The 19,141-nt window shown below is 53.6% G+C and carries 18 protein-coding genes; 8 read left to right on the forward strand and 10 right to left on the reverse strand.

Features of this window, described 5'->3' with window-relative positions; translation table 11 throughout:
- From caiC to caiE, 3 genes are read left to right on the forward strand one after another with little or no spacing between them, the layout of a single operon-like run.
- Positions 1 to 1,554 carry a crotonobetaine/carnitine-CoA ligase gene (gene caiC / locus BZK41_RS02940; RefSeq protein WP_079937118.1) on the forward strand — a complete coding sequence of 518 codons (1,554 nt, stop codon included), beginning with the start codon at positions 1 to 3 and terminating at the stop codon, positions 1,552 to 1,554.
- 54 nt (positions 1,555 to 1,608) lie between these two features.
- Positions 1,609 to 2,394 carry a crotonobetainyl-CoA hydratase gene (gene caiD / locus BZK41_RS02945; protein WP_079937119.1) on the forward strand — a complete coding sequence of 262 codons (786 nt, stop codon included), beginning with the start codon at positions 1,609 to 1,611 and terminating at the stop codon, positions 2,392 to 2,394.
- Positions 2,395 to 2,449: 55 nt separating this feature from the next.
- On the forward strand, positions 2,450 to 3,046 hold the full coding sequence (gene caiE, locus BZK41_RS02950) for a carnitine operon protein CaiE (RefSeq protein ID WP_079937120.1): 597 nt from the start codon (positions 2,450 to 2,452) through the stop codon (positions 3,044 to 3,046).
- Positions 3,047 to 3,122: 76 nt separating this feature from the next.
- Here the strand turns inward: caiE and caiF are convergent, their stop codons facing one another.
- The 5 genes from caiF to BZK41_RS02975 form a co-directional block, all read right to left on the reverse strand.
- A complete protein-coding gene (caiF, locus tag BZK41_RS02955) occupies positions 3,123 to 3,518 on the reverse strand; it encodes a carnitine metabolism transcriptional regulator CaiF (RefSeq protein WP_079937121.1) in 396 nt (131 codons plus the stop codon).
- A 272-nt stretch (positions 3,519 to 3,790) separates the two neighbouring features.
- Complete coding sequence (gene carB / locus BZK41_RS02960) at positions 3,791 to 7,018, reverse strand: carbamoyl-phosphate synthase large subunit (protein WP_079937122.1); 3,228 nt, start codon at positions 7,016 to 7,018, stop codon at positions 3,791 to 3,793.
- Between the two features lie 17 nt (positions 7,019 to 7,035).
- Positions 7,036 to 8,184, reverse strand: a complete 1,149-nt coding sequence (gene carA / locus BZK41_RS02965; protein WP_079937123.1) for a glutamine-hydrolyzing carbamoyl-phosphate synthase small subunit — start codon at positions 8,182 to 8,184, stop codon at positions 7,036 to 7,038.
- Positions 8,185 to 8,639: 455 nt separating this feature from the next.
- The gene (gene dapB / locus BZK41_RS02970) at positions 8,640 to 9,461 is read right to left on the reverse strand and encodes a 4-hydroxy-tetrahydrodipicolinate reductase (protein WP_079937124.1); all 822 of its coding nucleotides are present in this window, start codon (positions 9,459 to 9,461) and stop codon (positions 8,640 to 8,642) included.
- A gap of 133 nt (positions 9,462 to 9,594) precedes the next feature.
- Positions 9,595 to 10,602, reverse strand: coding sequence for a LacI family DNA-binding transcriptional regulator (locus BZK41_RS02975; RefSeq protein WP_079937125.1), 1,008 nt, complete (start codon positions 10,600 to 10,602; stop codon positions 9,595 to 9,597).
- Positions 10,603 to 10,791: 189 nt separating this feature from the next.
- Between BZK41_RS02975 and BZK41_RS02980 the strand changes: the two genes are divergently transcribed.
- The 5 genes from BZK41_RS02980 to BZK41_RS03000 are packed head-to-tail and all read left to right on the forward strand — an operon-like array spanning position 10,792 to position 15,105.
- Entirely contained in the window at positions 10,792 to 12,537 is a 1,746-nt protein-coding gene (locus tag BZK41_RS02980) for a class I mannose-6-phosphate isomerase (protein ID WP_079937126.1), read from the forward strand.
- A 4-nt stretch (positions 12,538 to 12,541) separates the two neighbouring features.
- Positions 12,542 to 12,970: a PTS sugar transporter subunit IIA gene (locus BZK41_RS02985; RefSeq protein ID WP_048214970.1), complete on the forward strand. Its 429-nt coding sequence runs from the start codon at positions 12,542 to 12,544 to the stop codon at positions 12,968 to 12,970.
- A gap of 11 nt (positions 12,971 to 12,981) precedes the next feature.
- Positions 12,982 to 13,476 carry a PTS sugar transporter subunit IIB gene (locus BZK41_RS02990; protein ID WP_079937127.1) on the forward strand — a complete coding sequence of 165 codons (495 nt, stop codon included), beginning with the start codon at positions 12,982 to 12,984 and terminating at the stop codon, positions 13,474 to 13,476.
- 10 nt (positions 13,477 to 13,486) lie between these two features.
- The gene (locus BZK41_RS02995; RefSeq protein WP_079937128.1) at positions 13,487 to 14,287 is read left to right on the forward strand and encodes a PTS sugar transporter subunit IIC; all 801 of its coding nucleotides are present in this window, start codon (positions 13,487 to 13,489) and stop codon (positions 14,285 to 14,287) included.
- Positions 14,287 to 15,105: a PTS system mannose/fructose/sorbose family transporter subunit IID gene (locus tag BZK41_RS03000; protein WP_016151643.1), complete on the forward strand. Its 819-nt coding sequence runs from the start codon at positions 14,287 to 14,289 to the stop codon at positions 15,103 to 15,105. The genes BZK41_RS02995 and BZK41_RS03000 overlap by 1 nt, the downstream gene beginning before the upstream one ends.
- A 110-nt stretch (positions 15,106 to 15,215) precedes the next feature.
- Here BZK41_RS03000 and BZK41_RS03005 read toward each other — a convergent pair whose 3' ends face one another.
- The 5 genes from BZK41_RS03005 to fkpB all read right to left on the reverse strand — a co-directional run bounded on the left by BZK41_RS03005 (position 15,216) and on the right by fkpB (position 19,034).
- Positions 15,216 to 15,998, reverse strand: a complete 783-nt coding sequence (locus tag BZK41_RS03005; RefSeq protein ID WP_079937129.1) for a glucose-6-phosphate isomerase family protein — start codon at positions 15,996 to 15,998, stop codon at positions 15,216 to 15,218.
- Positions 15,991 to 16,554, reverse strand: coding sequence for a glucose-6-phosphate isomerase family protein (locus BZK41_RS03010; protein ID WP_079937130.1), 564 nt, complete (start codon positions 16,552 to 16,554; stop codon positions 15,991 to 15,993). Before BZK41_RS03010 ends, BZK41_RS03005 begins: the two co-directional genes overlap by 8 nt.
- A 97-nt stretch (positions 16,555 to 16,651) precedes the next feature.
- Complete coding sequence (gene rihC / locus BZK41_RS03015; RefSeq protein ID WP_079937131.1) at positions 16,652 to 17,566, reverse strand: ribonucleoside hydrolase RihC; 915 nt, start codon at positions 17,564 to 17,566, stop codon at positions 16,652 to 16,654.
- A gap of 66 nt (positions 17,567 to 17,632) precedes the next feature.
- Positions 17,633 to 18,583 (reverse strand): 4-hydroxy-3-methylbut-2-enyl diphosphate reductase, encoded by a 951-nt coding sequence (gene ispH, locus BZK41_RS03020; RefSeq protein WP_079937132.1) that lies wholly within the window; start codon positions 18,581 to 18,583, stop codon positions 17,633 to 17,635.
- A 1-nt stretch (position 18,584) separates the two neighbouring features.
- Positions 18,585 to 19,034 carry an FKBP-type peptidyl-prolyl cis-trans isomerase gene (gene fkpB, locus BZK41_RS03025; protein ID WP_003018929.1) on the reverse strand — a complete coding sequence of 150 codons (450 nt, stop codon included), beginning with the start codon at positions 19,032 to 19,034 and terminating at the stop codon, positions 18,585 to 18,587.
- Positions 19,035 to 19,141: the final 107 nt, after the last annotated feature.

Genomic DNA, 19,141 nt, shown 5'->3' on the forward strand with positions numbered 1-19,141 from the left:
ATGGATATCGTTGGCGGACAAAACTTACGTCAGATGTGGGACGACCTGGCCGGGGTGTACGGAGATAAAACGGCGTTAATTTTCGAATCCTGCGAAGGAGTCGTTCGGCAGTTTAGCTATGCCTCGCTCAATGAAGAGATTAACCGCACGGCAAACTTGTTCCATTCCTTAGGGATCCGCAAGGGCGATAAGGTCGCATTGCATCTGGATAACTGTCCGGAATTCATTTTTTGCTGGTTTGGGCTGGCAAAAATTGGCGCCATCATGGTACCGATTAATGCCCGCTTGCTGGGTGAAGAAAGTGCCTGGATCCTGCAAAACAGCCAGGTAAGCCTGCTGGTCACCAGCGCCCAGTTTTATCCTATGTACCGCCAGATACGGCTGGAAAATAGCACCCCGCTTAATCATATCTGTCTGATTGGCGAACAGCTTCCGGCTGAGGACGGCGTGAGTCACTTTACCCAACTGCAATCCCGCCAGTCCGCCACGCTGTGTTATACACCTGCGTTATCCACTGACGATACGGCGGAAATTCTGTTTACCTCAGGCACCACCTCTCGACCTAAAGGGGTGGTAATTACCCACTACAACCTGCGTTTTGCGGGCTATTACTCTGCCTGGCAAATTGCTCTGCGTAATGATGACGTCTACATGACGGTGATGCCCGCTTTTCATATCGACTGTCAGTGTACCGCCGCAATGCCCGCATTCTCCGCAGGCAGCACCTTTGTGCTGCTAGAGAAGTACAGTGCCAGGGCGTTCTGGAATCAGGTGCATAGATATAAGGCGACGGTTACCGAATGCATTCCGATGATGATCAGAACGTTGATGGTTCAACCTGCCGCACCTACGGACAGACAGCATCACCTGCGCGAAGTGATGTTCTACCTCAATTTATCCGAGCAGGAAAAAGACGATTTTACCGAACGCTTTGGCGTCAGGCTGCTGACCTCCTACGGTATGACTGAAACCATCGTCGGTATTATCGGCGACCGTCCCGGTGACAAACGACGCTGGCCCTCCATTGGCCGCGTGGGATTTAGCTATGAAGCCGAAATCCGTGACGATCACAACCGTCCCCTGCCCGCCGGAGAAATTGGCGAAATCTGCATTAAAGGCGTGCCGGGCAAAACCATCTTCAAAGAGTACTACGCGCAGCCGGAGGCGACCGCCAAAGCGCTGGAACCTGGGGGCTGGTTACATACCGGTGATTCGGGCTATCAGGATGAGGATGGCTATTTTTATTTCGTCGACAGACGCTGCAACATGATTAAACGCGGCGGGGAAAATGTCTCCTGCGTCGAGCTGGAAAATATTATTTCTGCGCATCCGAAAATTCAGGACATTGTGGTTGTCGGTATTAAAGATTCAATCCGTGATGAAGCCATTAAAGCGTTTATCGTCCTTAATGAAGGTGAAACATTAAGTGAAGCCGAGTTCTTCAGCTTCTGCGAAAACAATATGGCGAAATTCAAGGTTCCCTCTTTTATGGAGATAAGAACCGACCTGCCGCGCAATTGTTCAGGAAAAATAATCAAAAAAAATCTGAAATAACCCTTCCGACAGGAATTCCTCCTGCCGGGAAATCTATTTATCTGGAGATGAACTATGAGTGAATCATTACATCTGACCCGTAACGGCCCGATCCTGGAAATTACCCTCGACCGGCCTAAAGCCAATGCCATTGACGCCAAAACCAGCTTTGCCATGGGTGAAGCGTTTCTTAATTTTCGTGACGACCCGGAATTACGCGTAGCGATTATCACCGGCGGCGGTGAGAAATTCTTTTCTGCGGGCTGGGACTTAAAAGCGGCGGCTGAAGGTGAAGCGCCGGACGCCGATTTTGGCCCAGGCGGCTTCGCCGGTTTAACCGAAATTTTCGACCTCGATAAGCCGGTCATCGCTGCGGTTAACGGCTATGCGTTTGGCGGTGGTTTTGAATTGGCGCTGGCGGCGGATTTTATCGTCTGCGCGGAAAACGCCAGCTTCGCGCTACCGGAAGCCAAGCTCGGCATCGTGCCTGACAGCGGTGGCGTACTGCGTCTGCCTAAATTGCTGCCACCGGCAATCGTCAACGAAATGGTGATGACCGGCAGACGAATGAGCGCCGAAGAAGCGCTGCGCTGGGGCATCGTCAACCGAGTTGTCAGTCAGAGCGAACTGATGGATAGCGCGCGTGAACTGGCGCAGCAGTTGGTGAATAGCGCCCCGCTCGCGATTGCCGCACTGAAAGAGATTTACCGCACCACCAGCGAAATGCCGGTGGAAGAAGGCTACAGCTACATCCGCAGCGGCGTGCTGAAGCACTATCCATCTGTACTGCATTCAGAAGATGCGCTTGAAGGACCGCAGGCGTTTGCCGAAAAACGCGACCCGGTGTGGAAAGGTCGTTAATGTGCCGATGCCGGATAGCGATTCGCTTATCCGGCAATAAAACCGAGATAAAACGATGAGCTACTACGCCTTTGAGGGCCTGATTCCGGTGGTACATCCGGATGCCTTTGTCCATCCCAGCGCCGTACTGATTGGCGATGTCATTGTGGGTGCCGGAGTTTATATTGGCCCGCACGCGTCATTGCGTGGTGATTATGGTCGCTTGATCCTGGAGGCAGGTTCTAATCTGCAGGATGGCTGCATTATGCACGGCTACTCCGACACCGACACCATCGTGCATAAGAACGGGCACATCGGCCATGGCGCAATCCTGCACGGTTGCGTGGTGGGCAGAGATGCGCTGATCGGCATGAACAGCGTCATTATGGACGGCGCAGTGATTGGCGAAGAGAGCATTGTCGCCGCCATGAGCTTTGTCAAAGCCGGCTTTCAGGGAGAGGCAAGGCAGATGCTGGTAGGCTCACCCGCTCGCATATTGCGTGAAGTCACGGACCAGGAACTGCACTGGAAACGGCTAAACACCAAAGAATATCAGGATCTTGCAATCCGCTGCCAAACAGGTCTACACGAAACACAGCCCTTAACGCGGGTCGAAGAAAACCGGCCGCGCCTGAAAGGCACGACGAACGTAAAACCCAAATCAGCACAGTAATTGATGCCGGATGCGCTCACGCTTATCCGGCCTACGCGTCAATCACCGTTTATGCCGCCATCAGGCAAACTGATTTTTAGCGACGCATACTCTTGGAGAGCATCATCTGCCATTTCTGCTCACGATTAAGCTCTGTTGGAGGAACAGCGGACAGGCGCGGCGTTTTCGCCACACTTACCTTTTTTTCCTGCAAATTGTGATTCAATCGGCGGTAGAGATGAGAATCAATACTAATGACTTTTACCAGACGCTGGCACTGGCAACCCCGACCAGCAATCTGATTCGGGATCATCTTAACTTCACAAACAATTTCTCCCACTTCCGACAGAATATAAGAGAGCGTATTAATTGCTTTGCAGTGTTCAATATCAAAATGGCGGGAAATTTCCTTGGCGGTAATCCAACGATCCTCAGCCATCATCCAGTCGGCAATTAACAAATAAAGCGGTCTTTCAACATATTTTTCACACATAAGCACACCATTTCACAAATTAAAAATCTGGCTACGGCCTGTCCAAATTAATAAAAACTAAGCCATATTAAAATTGTGGATATGAGGGATAGTATGCGACTTAAATATTGAATAGTGTGAGCAATATCGTGCTTATTACATTGAAAATGTGGTTACGTAAACGGACTTGTCCAGGAATGACCTTACACAAGATAAAAAAGGGTTTCTTTACAGAAACCCTTTCAAAATTATATTACAGGTCCGGTTAGAGCAATATCCACCGGACCCGTTGTTTACGACTTTTTGATCTGCGCGTGCATTTCCTGAACCGACGTCACCTTCTCAGTAGCATCAGCATTCAGCGCCATTGCTGTGGCGAAACCGCCGTTCAGCGTAGTGTCATAATGCACTTTGTACTGCAGCGCGCTGCGGCGAATCAGCTTGGAGTCTTCAATCGCCTGACGACCTTCGGTGGTATTGATGATGTAGGTATATTCGCCATTCTTAATACGGTCCTGAATGTGCGGACGACCTTCATGCACCTTGTTCACCAGGCGTGGATTGATACCCGCTTCACCCAGAACAATCGCGGTCCCGTGCGTCGCATCCAGCTCGAAGCCAAACTTCAGCAGTTTCGCCGCAAGGTCAACCACGCGCTCTTTATCGCCTTCGCGAACGGAGAGCAGCGCACGACCCTGTTTTTTCATGGTGGAGCTACTGCCCAACTGTGCCTTGGCGAACGCTTCCGCGAAGGTACGGCCCACGCCCATCACTTCCCCGGTAGAGCGCATTTCTGGCCCTAACAGCGGGTCAACACCCGGGAATTTGTTGAACGGCAGCACCACTTCTTTTACCGAGTAGTACGGCGGGATTACTTCTTTGGTTACGCCCTGCTGTGCCAGCGTTTTCCCGGCCATCACGCGCGCCGCGACTTTCGCCAGCGGTACGCCAGTTGCCTTGGAGACGAACGGAACGGTACGCGCCGCACGCGGGTTCACTTCAATCAGGTAAACTTCGTTATTCTTCACCGCAAACTGAACGTTCATCAGACCGCGAACCTGCAGTTCGAAGGCCAGTTTCTGCACCTGTTGGCGCATCACATCCTGAATTTCCTGGCTCAGGGTGTACGCTGGCAGGGAACATGCGGAGTCACCGGAGTGTACACCCGCCTGTTCGATGTGCTCCATGATGCCGCCAATCAGCACCATTTCGCCGTCGCAGATAGCGTCCACGTCCACTTCAACCGCATCGTCAAGGAAACGGTCCAGCAATACCGGCGCATCGTTAGAAACGCTGACCGCGGTCTGGAAGTAGCGACGCAGGTCGGCTTCGTCGTAGACGATTTCCATCGCGCGACCACCGAGAACATAAGATGGACGCACCACCAGCGGGTAGCCAATCTCTTTCGCCTTCTCAACGGCCATCTCAATGGCGGTTACGGTAGCGTTCGCCGGTTGTTTCAGCTTCAGACGGTCAACCGCCTGCTGGAAACGCTCACGGTCTTCCGCACGGTCGATGGCATCCGGGCTGGTACCAATAACCGGCACACCTGCCGCTTCCAGCGCACGCGCCAGCTTCAGCGGGGTCTGGCCGCCGTACTGTACGATGACGCCTTTCGGCTTCTCGATACGCACGATTTCCAGTACGTCTTCCAGCGTGACCGGCTCGAAGTACAGGCGGTCGGAGGTGTCGTAATCGGTTGAAACCGTTTCCGGGTTACAGTTGACCATGATGGTCTCGTAACCGTCTTCACGCAGCGCCAGCGAGGCGTGTACGCAGCAGTAGTCGAACTCAATGCCCTGACCGATACGGTTTGGACCACCGCCCAGCACCATGATTTTATCGCGGTCGACGGACGGATTCGCTTCGCACTCATCTTCATAGGTGGAGTACATGTAAGCGGTGTCGGTGGCAAATTCTGCCGCACAGGTATCCACGCGTTTGTAAACCGGATGCAGGTTATACTGGTCACGCAGCTTGCGGATTTCCGCTTCGCGAACGCCAGCCAGTTTCGCCAGACGCGCATCGGCGAAACCTTTACGCTTCAGTACACGCAGGAAGTCAGCGTCAAGCCCGTTGATGCCAAGGTCGGTGACTTTTTCTTCCAGACGCACCAGTTCTTCAATCTGCACCAGGAACCAGCGGTCGATGTTGGTCAGGTTGAACACGCCATCGACGGACAGGCCAGCACGGAAGGCATCGGCGATGTACCAGATGCGCTCAGCGCCAGCGTCTTTCAGCTCGCGACGGATTTTGGTCAGTGCTTCCGGGTCGTCCAGGCTTACTTTCGGGTCGAAACCGGTCGCGCCCACTTCCAGACCGCGCAGCGCTTTCTGCAGCGATTCCTGCTGGGTGCGGCCAATCGCCATCACTTCACCGACAGATTTCATCTGCGTGGTCAGACGGTCATTAGCGCCAACGAATTTCTCGAAGTTGAAGCGTGGAATTTTCGTCACAACGTAGTCGATGGACGGCTCAAACGAGGCCGGAGTACGGCCACCGGTGATGTCGTTCATCAGTTCGTCGAGGGTGTAACCTACGGCCAGCTTGGCGGCGACTTTCGCAATCGGGAAGCCGGTAGCTTTGGACGCCAGCGCCGAGGAGCGGGATACGCGAGGGTTCATTTCGATGACAATCAGGCGACCGTTTTTCGGGTTTACCGCAAACTGGACGTTAGAACCGCCAGTTTCTACGCCGATTTCACGCAGCACCGCCATCGAGGCGTTACGCATGATTTGATATTCTTTGTCGGTCAGCGTCTGGGCTGGTGCTACGGTGATGGAGTCACCGGTATGGATGCCCATCGCATCGAAGTTTTCGATGGAGCAGACGATGATGCAGTTGTCGTTTTTATCACGCACCACTTCCATCTCGTACTCTTTCCAGCCAATCAGTGATTCATCAATCAGCAGCTCGTTGGTTGGGGAAAGATCCAGACCGCGTTCGCAGATTTCTTCGAACTCTTCGCGGTTGTAGGCGATACCGCCACCGGTGCCGCCCATGGTGAAGCTAGGACGGATAATGCACGGGAAGCCAACGTCAGCGGCAACCGCCAGCGCTTCTTCCATGGTGTGAGCGATGCCTGAACGCGCGGTGTCGAGACCAATCTTCTTCATCGCGATATCGAAGCGACGACGGTCTTCCGCTTTATCAATGGCATCCGCCGTTGCGCCAATCATGGTCACGCCGAACTCAGCCAGTACGCCCTGGCGTTCCAGTTCCAGCGCACAGTTCAGCGCTGTCTGACCGCCCATGGTTGGCAGCACCGCGTCCGGGCGTTCTTTCTCAATAATTTTGCGTACTACTTCCCAGTGAATCGGCTCGATGTAGGTGGCATCGGCCATTTCCGGGTCGGTCATGATGGTTGCCGGGTTTGAGTTCACCAGAATAACGCGGTAACCCTCTTCACGCAGGGCTTTACACGCCTGCGCGCCGGAATAGTCAAACTCACACGCCTGACCGATAACAATCGGACCCGCGCCCAGAATCAGGATACTTTTTATGTCTGTACGTTTTGGCATGGCTCTTTTACTCCTGATTATTTCGCGGACTGACGGTATTGCTCAATTAACTCGATAAAGTGGTCGAACAGCGGTGCAGCGTCGTGCGGACCCGGACTCGCTTCAGGGTGCCCCTGGAAGCTAAACGCCGGTTTGTCGGTACGGTGAATCCCCTGCAGGGTGCCATCAAACAGTGACTTGTGGGTCACGCGCAGGTTGGCAGGCATCGACGCTTCATCTACGGCAAAACCATGGTTCTGTGCGGTGATCATCACGGTGTTGTTATCAATATCTTTTACCGGATGGTTGCCGCCGTGGTGGCCAAACTTCATCTTAATGGTCTTCGCACCGCTCGCCAGCGCCAGCAGCTGATGGCCGAGGCAGATGCCAAATACCGGAATATCGGTTTCGAGGAATTTCTGAATCGCGGTAATTGCGTAGTCGCACGGCGCCGGGTCGCCAGGGCCGTTGGACAGGAAGATACCGTCCGGATTCATCTTCAGGACTTCTTCTGCAGAGGTTTTCGCCGGTACAACCGTCAGGCGGCAGCCGCGGTCCGCTAACATGCGCAGAATGTTACGTTTGGCACCGAAATCGTAAGCCACAACGTGGAACGGCAGTTCATCTGCGGATTTTGCTTCCGGCAGGTCACCGGCCAGCGTCCAGCTCCCCTGCGTCCAGCTATAAGGCTCCGCGGTGGTCACTTCTTTCGCCAGATCCATACCGTTCAGGCCTGGGAAAGCTTTTGCTTTTTCCAGTGCCAGCGCCGCATCCGGGTTATCGCCCGCGATGATGCAGCCGTTCTGAGCCCCCTTTTCACGCAGCAAACGCGTCAGCTTACGGGTATCGATATCAGCAATCGCCACAATGTTATGGCGCTTGAGGTAAGAAGAGAGGTCTTCGGTATCGCGGAAGTTGCTGGCAATCAGCGGCAGGTCGCGGATGACCAGGCCTTGCGCATGCACCTGAGAAGATTCTGCATCGGCTTCATTGGTGCCGACATTACCGATATGAGGATAAGTAAGAGTGACGATTTGGCGGGAATAGGAAGGATCAGTGAGGATTTCTTGATAACCGGTCATTGAAGTATTGAAAACGACTTCCCCAACCGCCGAACCTGTTGCCCCTATGGCCCGACCGTGAAACTGGGTTCCGTCTTCCAGAACCAATAGCGCTGACTTAATCAAAACACCCTCCAGAGAATATTCACTCACTTTATTTGCATATTAATTCATTAACACCTCATGAATCAATGCAAATTTGCTTACCTATGGATTTCTGGCAAACGGCGGCATTCTAGAGATAGCCCACGTAAAAGTCTACCCAAAAGGGTAATTTTTATTATTATTTTACGCCATTGGGATAAATCACACGATTTAACAGGCAAAAAGATCAGCTAACTCAGGGTGGAAAACGCTTGCGGCAGGCAAAGAGTGTAAAAACAGAATGTAAGAGAGAAAAAAGTGGACCATTTGGTCAAAATTTACATTGAGATAACAAAAACACCCAACAAAACATATAAAAATACCAATCTGAAAGAAAAAACATACTAAAAAGCTAAAAACAAAAGGGCAATAAAATATTGCCCTATGTAATCAAATAATTATGATTACAATAACCACATCACGAAGGGTAATGAAAGCTATAAACTGCGTAAATCAAGCACATCTTTCATATCAAAAAGACCATTTGACTTTGATTTTAGCCAAATCGCCGATCGCACTGCGCCATTGGCAAAAGTCATGCGGCTGGACGCTTTATGCGTGATCTCAATACGCTCGCCAATATCAGCAAACATTGCGGTATGCTCCCCGACGATATCCCCCGCCCGCACCGTGGCAAAACCGATCGTGCCCGGTACGCGCTCACCGGTGTAACCTTCACGCGAATAGACAGCGCACTCTTTTAAATCTTTATCCAGCGCCCCGGCAATTGCCTCGCCCATCGCCAGCGCAGTGCCTGACGGCGCATCAACTTTATGGCGGTGGTGGGCTTCAATAATCTCGATATCGGTGTAATCGCCCATCACTTTCGCCGCCTTCTCCAGCAGCTTAAGCATGACGTTAACGCCAACGCTAAAGTTCGCGGCGAAAACGATAGCAATCTCCTGCGCAGCATCGCGAATAGCCTGTTTACCGGCGTCATCAAAGCCGGTGGTGCCAATCACCATCCCTTTACCGTGCTGGCGGCAAAACGCCAGATGCGTCAGCGTGCCTTCCGGGCGGGTAAAATCGATGAAAACATCGAAATCATCTTTTACCGCTTCAAGGCTGCTTTGCACGGTAACGCCCGTTTTCCCAGCTCCCGCTAACTCTCCGGCATCGCTTCCCAGCAAGGACGAGCCTTCGCGCTCTAACGCCGCACCAAGCTGTACGCCTTCCATGCCGAGAGTGGCCTGAATCAACTGACGCCCCATGCGTCCTCCGGCTCCCGCGATGGCAACGCGGATTTGTGCATCATGCATAGCTATTCTCTTTTGTTAATTTTACGTAAATCGTTTTCAGATTAACCAGCACAACGCTGCGCCGCCAGCCGAAAACGTCGATAATTAGAATTTAATGATAAACAGGCAGAGATATCAGTAAAAGGCATGACGATCAGCTAAAACCACATGATTCTCTGACCACCAGCGCAGGCGGCAGAATAATACGTTTCGGTGGTTCGTCATTTCCCTGAATGCGACTATAAAGCAGTTCCCCGGCCTTGCGACCTATCTCTTTTGCCGCCACCGACACGGTGGTGAGCGCAGGTTGAACCAGCGCCGCTTCAGTGATGTCGTCGAACCCGACCAGCGCAAAATCACGCCCAGGTTCGCGCCCCATTTTACGTAATGCCTGCATGACCCCAAGCGCCACGATATCCTGGTAACAAACGGCGGCGGTAATTTGCGGGAAGCGCAGAAGAAGCGACTCCGCCGCTTTTGCGCCGTCAATTTGGCTGGCCTGCGTCGCCACTATCCATTCCGGATTCGGCGATATTCCGTGTTCCAGCAACGTGCTGGTGAATCCACCGATACGCTGCGCCCGGCTCCCGGAACTAGGGCTGCCCCCAATAAACGCAATATTCTTGTGCCCCATTTTGACTAAATGGGTAGTGGCCATTTGCGTACCGAGAAAGTTATCAGTGCCCACAAAATCAAAATCAGGATCGCTAAGGGGACGGACCACCATGATGGCGGGAATATTGCGCCTTTTCAGCGCTTCAAAGAAGGAGGTTGGCGTTTCGCGCGCCGCACAGAGCACCATGCCGCAGGCATTATTGCGCATCAACGAGTCGACAAATTTTTGCTGCCGTTCTCCTGACTCTTCGCTGTTTGCCAGAAACAGCAGCAGGTCATGCCGCTCCATCTCATGGCTTAGCCCTGCCGTCATCTCACCATAAAAAGGGTTAGTGATATCGTGTAACAACAATCCGACCTGATTACTGCTCCGGTTACGCAGGTTGGCGGCCGTTTGATTATAAACGTAGCCAGCATCGTCCAGCGCTTTGAGCACGCGGTCACGCGTGGCCTGAGAAATACGCCCCCGGTTACGCAATACCATTGAAACGGTTGCCGTGGAGACTCCCGCGCGTTCCGCTACCTGCGCCAACGTGACTGTTGTCATGACTTCTCCTGAATTTATTGCGAAGGTTAATCGAATAACCGAAATCTTGTCTTTATACGTGTGATTCACATCACGCTAACGTGCTTTTCACCGCACGGGATTCTGATTATGGCGGGTTAATCGCGTTAACCACACGATGAAAATAAGGTTAATCGATTAATCTTAAATAAGCCAACACGGAGACAGAAAATGCGTACAACCTATAATAAATTCCCTGAGGTTAACGTTCAGGGCTATGACAACCACGCCTGGCAGGGTTGGTCGTCGATCCATTCAGTGATTAACACCAGGGTTTCTGGCGCAACTAAAACCGTATTGATCGTGGATTGCTATCCGGGCGTGCGGCTTGAAGAGCTGGAGCAACAGCTCGTGACAACATTAGATGCCGCACTGGTGTTGAATATTGAATCCGCCCGCCGCGATGAGCAGGCCCTGCATGATTTACTGGCGCGTAACCTGACCGACGATCGCGTATTCGGCGTGCTTTCCTGCCATCACCTGGATGAATTTTTTGATAGCGACAAACTCAGCCAGCTTCGCCAACAGATTGATGCCGTTAGTGAAGGGCTGGTCGTGGTATACGGCTCTGGCGCTGCATTGGCACACCCGGGTGACGTGCTTGTTTATGCTGACCTTCCGCGCTGGGAAATTCAGCAGCGCATGCGCCATGACGGGCTGGGTAACTGGGGGGCAGAAAACCAGGATGAAGATATTCTTCGTCGTTACAAACGTGCTTTTTTCATTGAATGGCGGGTCTTCGACAAACACAAAACGCCGTTACTCAAACGCGCCGATTATTTGCTCGATACCACGGTAGAAAATAGTCCCGCGATGGTCAGCGGCGACGCGCTACGCGCCGGTCTGCAACAAACCACCCAACAACCGTTTCGCGTTGCCCCTTTCTTTGACCCAGGCGTCTGGGGCGGGCAATGGATGAAACAACACTTCGATCTCGATCCCTCAGCCCCCAATTACGCGTGGTGTTTTGATTGCGTGCCCGAGGAAAACAGCCTGTTACTGCGTTTTGGCAACGTGCGGATCGAGATCCCCTCTCAGGATCTGGTGCTGACCCTTCCCCGCCCCCTGCTGGGCGAAAAAGTTCACGCGCGATTTGGCGCGGAATTCCCGATCCGTTTTGACTTTCTTGACACTATTGGCGGCCAGAACTTGAGCTTTCAGGTTCATCCGCTCACCGAATACATTCAGCAGCAGTTTGGCATGCACTATACCCAGGATGAGAGCTATTACATTCTCGAAGCCGAGCCGGACGCCGTGGTGTATCTTGGCACCAAAACCGGGATCGCGCCGCGGGATATGCTCGACGATCTCCGGGCCGCGGGGCGTGGTGAAAAAACGTTTGATGATGAACGATTCGTGAATCAGATCCCTGCGCATAAACACGATCACTTCCTGATCCCCGCCGGAACCGTCCACTGTTCAGGAGCGGGCACCATGGTGCTGGAGATCAGTGCAACGCCGTATATTTTCACCTTCAAACTGTGGGACTGGGGTCGCTTAGGGTTAGACGGCTTACCGCGCCCGGTGCATCTGGATCACGGTCAGCAAGTTATTGACTGGCAGCGTGACACGCAATGGGTGCACGACAACCTGGTCAACCGTATTGAACCTATCGCTGAAGGAGAAGGTTGGCGAGAAGAAAGAACCGGGATGCACGAACGCGAGTTTATCGAAACGCGTCGCCACTGGTTTACGGCACCGGTCACTCACCATACCCATGGCGGTGTAAACGTCCTGAACCTGGTCGAGGGAGCTCAGGCCGTTGTCGAAAGCCCGAGCGGCGCGTTTGCCCCGTTTGTCGTCAACTATGCAGAGACCTTTATCATCCCTGCTGCCGTTGGGGAGTATCGCATTTCGCCGTTTGGCAAAGGCATCGGTCAACAGCTCGCCACGATTAAAGCCTGGGTCAGAGGATAAGCGCATGATTAACGTTATTGTTGCCACCCATGGTCCCCTGGCGGAAGCGCTTCTCGCCAGCGGTCGTATGGTTTACGGAGAATTACCGCATGTTTATCCCGTCACGCTGAGTGAACAGGCAGGCATCGAAGGCTTTAAACAGACGTTTTCTCAAGTTCTCGCAAGTGCCGGGAAAGACGCTGACGGCGTTCTGGTGCTGTGTGACATGCAAAGCGGTACGCCGTGGAATGTCGCCTGCCATCATGCGTTTTCTGCACAAACGGTTCCTCCCGTTGCCGTTGTGGCGGGAGTCAATTTCCCAATGTTGTTACAAAGCGAAGAGATCTGCCATTTAACGGACGTTCACGCCGCAGCCGTCGAGCTGCTGGCGTTGACTGTACCCACGCTGATTAAAGCCGCCCCGGTTTTATCCGTTCAGTCCGACGATTTTTAAAGGAAACCACTATGAGTATTTCTTTTGTACGTATCGATGACCGCGTAATCCATGGGCAGCTCGTGACACGTTGGGCCAAAGAGCTGCCCTGTGACGGAATTGTCGCTATCGACGACGCCGTCGCGGCCGACCCTCTGCTCTCTTCGGTGATGAAAGGCGCCGTACAGGACACCAAAGTCTGGTTGTTTGATACGACCACCGCGATTGAAAAACTGCCAAAAGTCATTGCCAGCGAGAAGCGTTATTTTGTCATTGGTAAATCCCCCGTGACGCTCAAACGCATTGAAGAAGCGGGTATCAGCCTGAAAAATGCCAACGGCAAGATTAATGTGGGTCCAATGAGTGCTCGTGCTGATACCACCACCATCGGCCCGAATCAGTCGGTCAACGGGGATGAAATTGCCGCTTTTGACTGGCTAACGCAGCATGGGCACCTGGTTGAGTTTCGCCTGGTGCCTGATGCCAGTTGCTACAGCTGGCAGGACGCACGTCAGAAGCTGAAATAAGGAGCGCACGATGATTATCGAAGCTACGTTGATTGGCATACTTTGCTATCTCGGCGCCCTCAGCAGCCCTTGGCTTTTGGGACTGACCGGCGGCTGGTACCTGATCACCCGCCCGCTGATTTCCGGAATGCTGGTCGGGATTATTCTCGGCGACATTAAAACCGGGATCATGATTGGCGTTGCGGTTCAGGCGGTGTATATCGCGATGGTCACGCCCGGCGGTTCAATGCCCGCCGACCTCAACTTTGTCGCTTACCCGGCAATTGCTTTAGGGATCCTTTCCGGAAAAGGCCCTGAAGTCGCGGTCGCGCTGGCGGCCACAATCGGTATCGCCGGAACCATTTTGTTTAACGCGATGATGGTACTGAACTCTTTCTGGAATCACCGGGCAGATGTGGCGCTGGAACAGGGCGATGAACGAGGTATTTACCTGAACAGCGCCGTCTGGCCACAGGTGACAAACTTTGTCCTGCGTTTTGTTCCGACCTTTATTGCGGTCTACTTCGGGGCGCAATACATCAGCGGCTTTATGGACAGTTTGCCGAAAATTGTTCTGTCGACGATGAACGTACTGGGCGGCATTTTACCCGCCGTCGGGATCGCGATTTTGCTCAAGCAGATCATCAAAAACTACACCATGTTGATCTACTTCCTCGTCGGTTTTGTCTGCATCGTCTTTTTAAAACTCAACATGGTCGCGCTGGTGATCGTCGGTTCACTGCTGGCGTTGATCCATTACAACTACAAACCGGAACCGCCGCAGGCCGCGAATGCAAAGTCGGTAGCCGATGATGATGAGGATGAATTCTGATGGAAGAACGTACACTTACACGTAAAGATCTTCGCCGCTGCTGGCGCGCATGGATGATGCACAACTTGTCGTCGATGAGCTTTGAACGTCTGGAATCTTTTGGCTTTTGTCTGAGCATGCTTCCGGTGGCGAAAAAGCTCTATCCCGACGCAGCCCAACGTACCGAAATGCTGCGCCGCCACGCCTCGTTTTATAATACGGAACCCCAGATAGGCGCGATCGTAAATGGCATGGTGCTGGGGCTTGAGGAGAAAAAAGCGAACGGTGAGCCGATCGATGGGGAGACCATCAATACCCTGAAAGTTGGTCTGATGGGCCCTATTGCCGGGATCGGCGATTCAATGATCCCTGGCATGTTGATCCCTATCCTGCTCAGCATCGGTATGGCCCTGGCGGCCGGCGGTAATATTCTGGGGCCGCTGTTTTATACCGTTGCCTGGTTGGCTATCATCATTCCCGGCTCGTGGTTCCTGTTCCTGAAAGGCTACAAGATGGGTTCCGGCTCGGTGGAAATGCTGGTGAGCAGCAAGTCTGCCCGTCTGCGTGAAGCGTTATCGCTGCTGGGCGTGTTTGTCATGGGGGGCGTGGCGGCAAGTTACGTTAAGCTTGGCACCGGGTTGGAATTTATTACCAAAGATGGGGTAAATATCCATGTTCAACAAATGCTGGACGGTATCTTCCCGCAGTTACTGCCGCTGATTGTGGTACTTGGCACCTGGTATCTGATGGCCAAGCGTGGTGTGTCGCCAGTGAAAGCGATGATTCTACTGTTGATACTGGCCGCCCTCGGCGTCGCCACGGGCCTGTTTGCGGGGTAGTGCCTGTCATTTGCCGGATGGCGCGTACGCTTATCCGGCCTACTGTACTGTGCCGCGTTTTTCAGTTTGTAGGCCAGACAAAATCAGTACCGGGGCTATGCCCCGGCTCTTTATGGGTGAAAGTTTTGCCACAGCTCGGGATGCTTGTCCGGGCGCGAGATAAATTGAAATCGCGCCGGGTCCTCGATGAACTGCTGGTAAACAGGTGCGGAAGTAATCGAGAACTCCGTATATTGTCGGGGCGTAATGGCCTGCAGTCGTCCGGGAATATAACGCGGATTATGCTGCCAGATAACGTTGTTTCCCTGCAGTAACGGGTACCACGCCAACCCTTTATGCGCGCGCACGGCGTCGTACTCAAAACCATATTCACGATCGCACCACGCGCCAAAGGTTAACGGGACATCCGGATCTGCGGATATGGTTGCATGCCCCCAGCCGGACGGTACCAACACTTTCTCACCGGGTCCGGCGATTACCGCAAAACAGCGGCCCGGGTCGTCCTCAACATACTCCTGCATATAGATTATTGCTTTTCCCTGCCAGATTTCGTACAGCTCCGGCGGGGACCAGCCGCTGTGCTGGCTGATACGATGAATATGTCCCTGACTACGTACCGGCTCCTCCCCCAACCGTCCCGCCGCATAGGTCACCACGCCAAATAACAGCATCCGCTTTTTCAGCTCTTCGCGATCCTGCATTCGCGCCACATCCATCGCAATGGCATACACCTCTTGCGGCCCTTCACAGTGCGGATCGCGCAGCGAGGCGCGGATGTCATCGAGTTGACGAATTTCCGGCATCGGCCCGGTAACCTCATCCCCATAGCTAAAACCAAGCGGGTGATGATGAACCGTCATATCGAGGCCGTAAGAATGCGCTAAGTCAGCCATTCTGTACCTCCTTCGCCTGAACCCTCTTATTTTCCTCAAAGACTCTGATCCTGAAGCCCCTGGTGAGCGCCGCATAATCATGTCCCGCAATCCCCGGCCATACGGCGAGCGCCGACAGCACCTCTTCCCCGGTATTGATTAACCGGTGCGCGGTAAAGCCCGGGATAATGTGGACGGATCCGGCGAATACTTTTTCCAGCCTCGCGTCGCCCTGTTCGGTTTGCAACAGCAGCAAACCGGTGCCACGCAGACCAAAATAGACTTCCCCCTGCTCGCGACGCGCATGGAAATGCCCGCGGGTCATAAAATACTCGCAGCCGACCCGGCCAGGATAAAGATGGGTAACGCCGGTGTAGAGTTCACCTTCAGCGGAAGACGTATCCAGCATCTCAACGTCATACACGACCTGCTCGCCAGCCAATTGCTGACGGGCGTTTTCATCGGCAAAAACGTCAGTAAGATCATGAATACAGGTAGATTTGCGCAATAACGGGCCATCGGCCAAAGCGCCGCTTGCCCACGCCACCTGCGGTGGCTGGATAAAAGAAAGGTTCATATGTGTCTCCGGCCCGAGGAGAACAACAGGATCAGATTAGCAGATTAATCGATTAACCTGCTAATTCTGTCTGCATATTGCGGGCCGGATCACAGCCTCAAGGGGCCAGTGCCAGCACCTCTGCCACCCACTGCTGGAAACCTTCCACGTTCAGGCCCAGCGCAACCTGCGCATTTGCCGGATGCCCCAAACGTCCTTCGATGTCCACCACCGTCGTACCCGAGGTATATTGGCCCTGGGTTTCAACCGCCACGAAACACGACTGCAGGGTAAACAGTTCCGGGCGCACCAGCCAGGCAATGGCGCACAGATCGTGCATTCGCAGCCCCGTATTCATACTGCCGCTACGGTAATGGCTAAACAGCGCGTGCAGCATTTTTCCCGTCTGGTTAAGCTGAGGCAACGTCGCCAGATAGTCCGGGGCGAGCATAGCCTGATTAGTGACATCCAGCCCACACATCACAATCTCCAACCCGCTCTGGAAGACTTTCGCTGCGGCCTCGGGATCGATAGCAATATTAAACTCGGCGTTGGGTGTGAAGTTCCCGCGCCCGGCAGAGCCGCCCATAATCACCAGACGGTGAATGTTAAATACGCATTCAGGATAATGGGTCAGCAGCAGCGCAATGTTGGTCAGCGGGCCAATCGCCACCAACGTCACGGGCTGCGGGGCATGCATCAGCGCATCGCGAATCGCCTGGAAGGCGGGTTTTGCCATCGCCTGGCGGTCGTGTTCGACAAATTCATACCCTTCCATACCAGACTCGCCGTGCACGGAAGCGGCATCACGCAGCGGCCGCACCAGCGGCATCGATGCTCCCTGCGCCAGTGGAACATCCGCATTCCAGAAGTGCAGCAGTTGCAACGCATTGCGAGTGGTTTTTTCCACCGACACATTGCCTGCTACCGTGGTCATCAGTTGCAGATCCAGCTCAGGGGCAAACAGCGCGGCGGCAATGGCGGCGGCATCATCAATGCCGGGATCGGTATCAAGAATGATCGGTAAGCGCATGGTTTCTCCATAAAAAAATGCCAGACGTTAAGTCTGGCATCTTCTCATAATCGTAACCGGAAAGACTTACTCTACTTCACGAACATCCACACGCAGCTCTTTCGGCACTTCGAAAACGATGTTCTCTTCGCGGCCTTCCAGCGGAATAGCTTCCCCACCGCCAAGCTCCTGCAGGCGAGCAATCACGTTTTGCACCAGGATATCCGGCGCCGAGGCTCCGGCCGTCACGCCTACGCACTGCGCCTCTTTCACCCACGCTTCCTGGATGTCGGTCGCATCGTCAATCAAATACGCCGCTTTCCCCATTCGCTGGGCCAGTTCAGCCAGACGGTTGGAGTTAGAGGAGTTCTTCGAGCCGACCACCAGCACAACATCAGCCTGTTCCGCCAGCGCGCGAACCGCTTCCTGACGGTTGGTGGTGGCATAACAGATATCGTCTTTGCGCGGCCCGACAATTTTCGGGAAACGTTGACGCAGAGCATCAATAACGTCAGAAGTGTCGTCAACGGAAAGCGTTGTCTGCGTCATGAAGGATAATTTGCCTTCATTTTTCACATTCAGTTTCAGCACATCATCTGGTGATTCAACCAGATACATTCCCCCTTGCGGGTTGCTGTACTGGCCCATCGTGCCTTCGACTTCCGGGTGCCCGGCGTGACCAATCAAAATGGATTCTTCGCCACGACGGCTGGCGCGGGCAACTTCCATATGCACTTTCGTGACCAGCGGGCAGGTCGCATCAAAAACCGTGAGATCACGGCCTTTGGCTTCGTTACGCACCGCCTGAGACACGCCATGAGCGGAGAAAATCAGGATCGCGCCATCCGGCACTTCGCTGATTTGCTCGATAAAAATAGCGCCGCGCTCGCGCAGGCTATCCACCACATAGCGGTTATGCACCACCTCGTGACGGACATAAATCGGCGCGCCATAAATAGCCAGCGCGTTTTCCACAATGCTGATAGCGCGGTCTACGCCAGCGCAAAAACCGCGCGGGTTGGCCAACAGGATCTGCATTTTACGCCTCCAGTGCCGGTTCGACTTCCAGCACTTCAATATCAAAATGAACGGTATGCCCGGCCAGCGGATGGTTGAAATCAACCGTGATCGAGTCACCGTTGATTTCGCGGATCACGCCAGGCATCTCACTGCCGTCCATTGCGGTAAAGAGCATGATAGCGCCAATTTCTGGCTCGCCCGCGTCCATAAATTCCCGACGCGAGAAATACTGAATTAAGTCCGGGCTTGACACGCCAAAGGCGGCATCCGGTTCCAGAGCAAAAGTGGTTTTATCACCTTCTTTTAGCCCCAGCAGGTGTTGTTCCAGTCCTTCAGACAGAGAACCGTCGCCCAGGCGAAACAGCGCAGGCTTGCCGTTATTGCGGGTTGACTCTGCGGTGGAGCCATCGTCGAGCTTAAGGGTGAAGTGCACCAGCACCGCACTGTTACTCTGTACTGATTTAGACATGCAGGTTGCTCTTTAAAATTGCTGCCGCCTGTTTGCCCGGTGGCGCTACGCTTACCGGACCTACAAGGATCGCAGTATATTGTAGGCCGGATTAGCATAGCGCCATC

It is taken from the genome of Citrobacter sp. A316, assembly GCF_002042945.1.
Classification (GTDB): domain Bacteria; phylum Pseudomonadota; class Gammaproteobacteria; order Enterobacterales; family Enterobacteriaceae; genus Citrobacter; species Citrobacter portucalensis.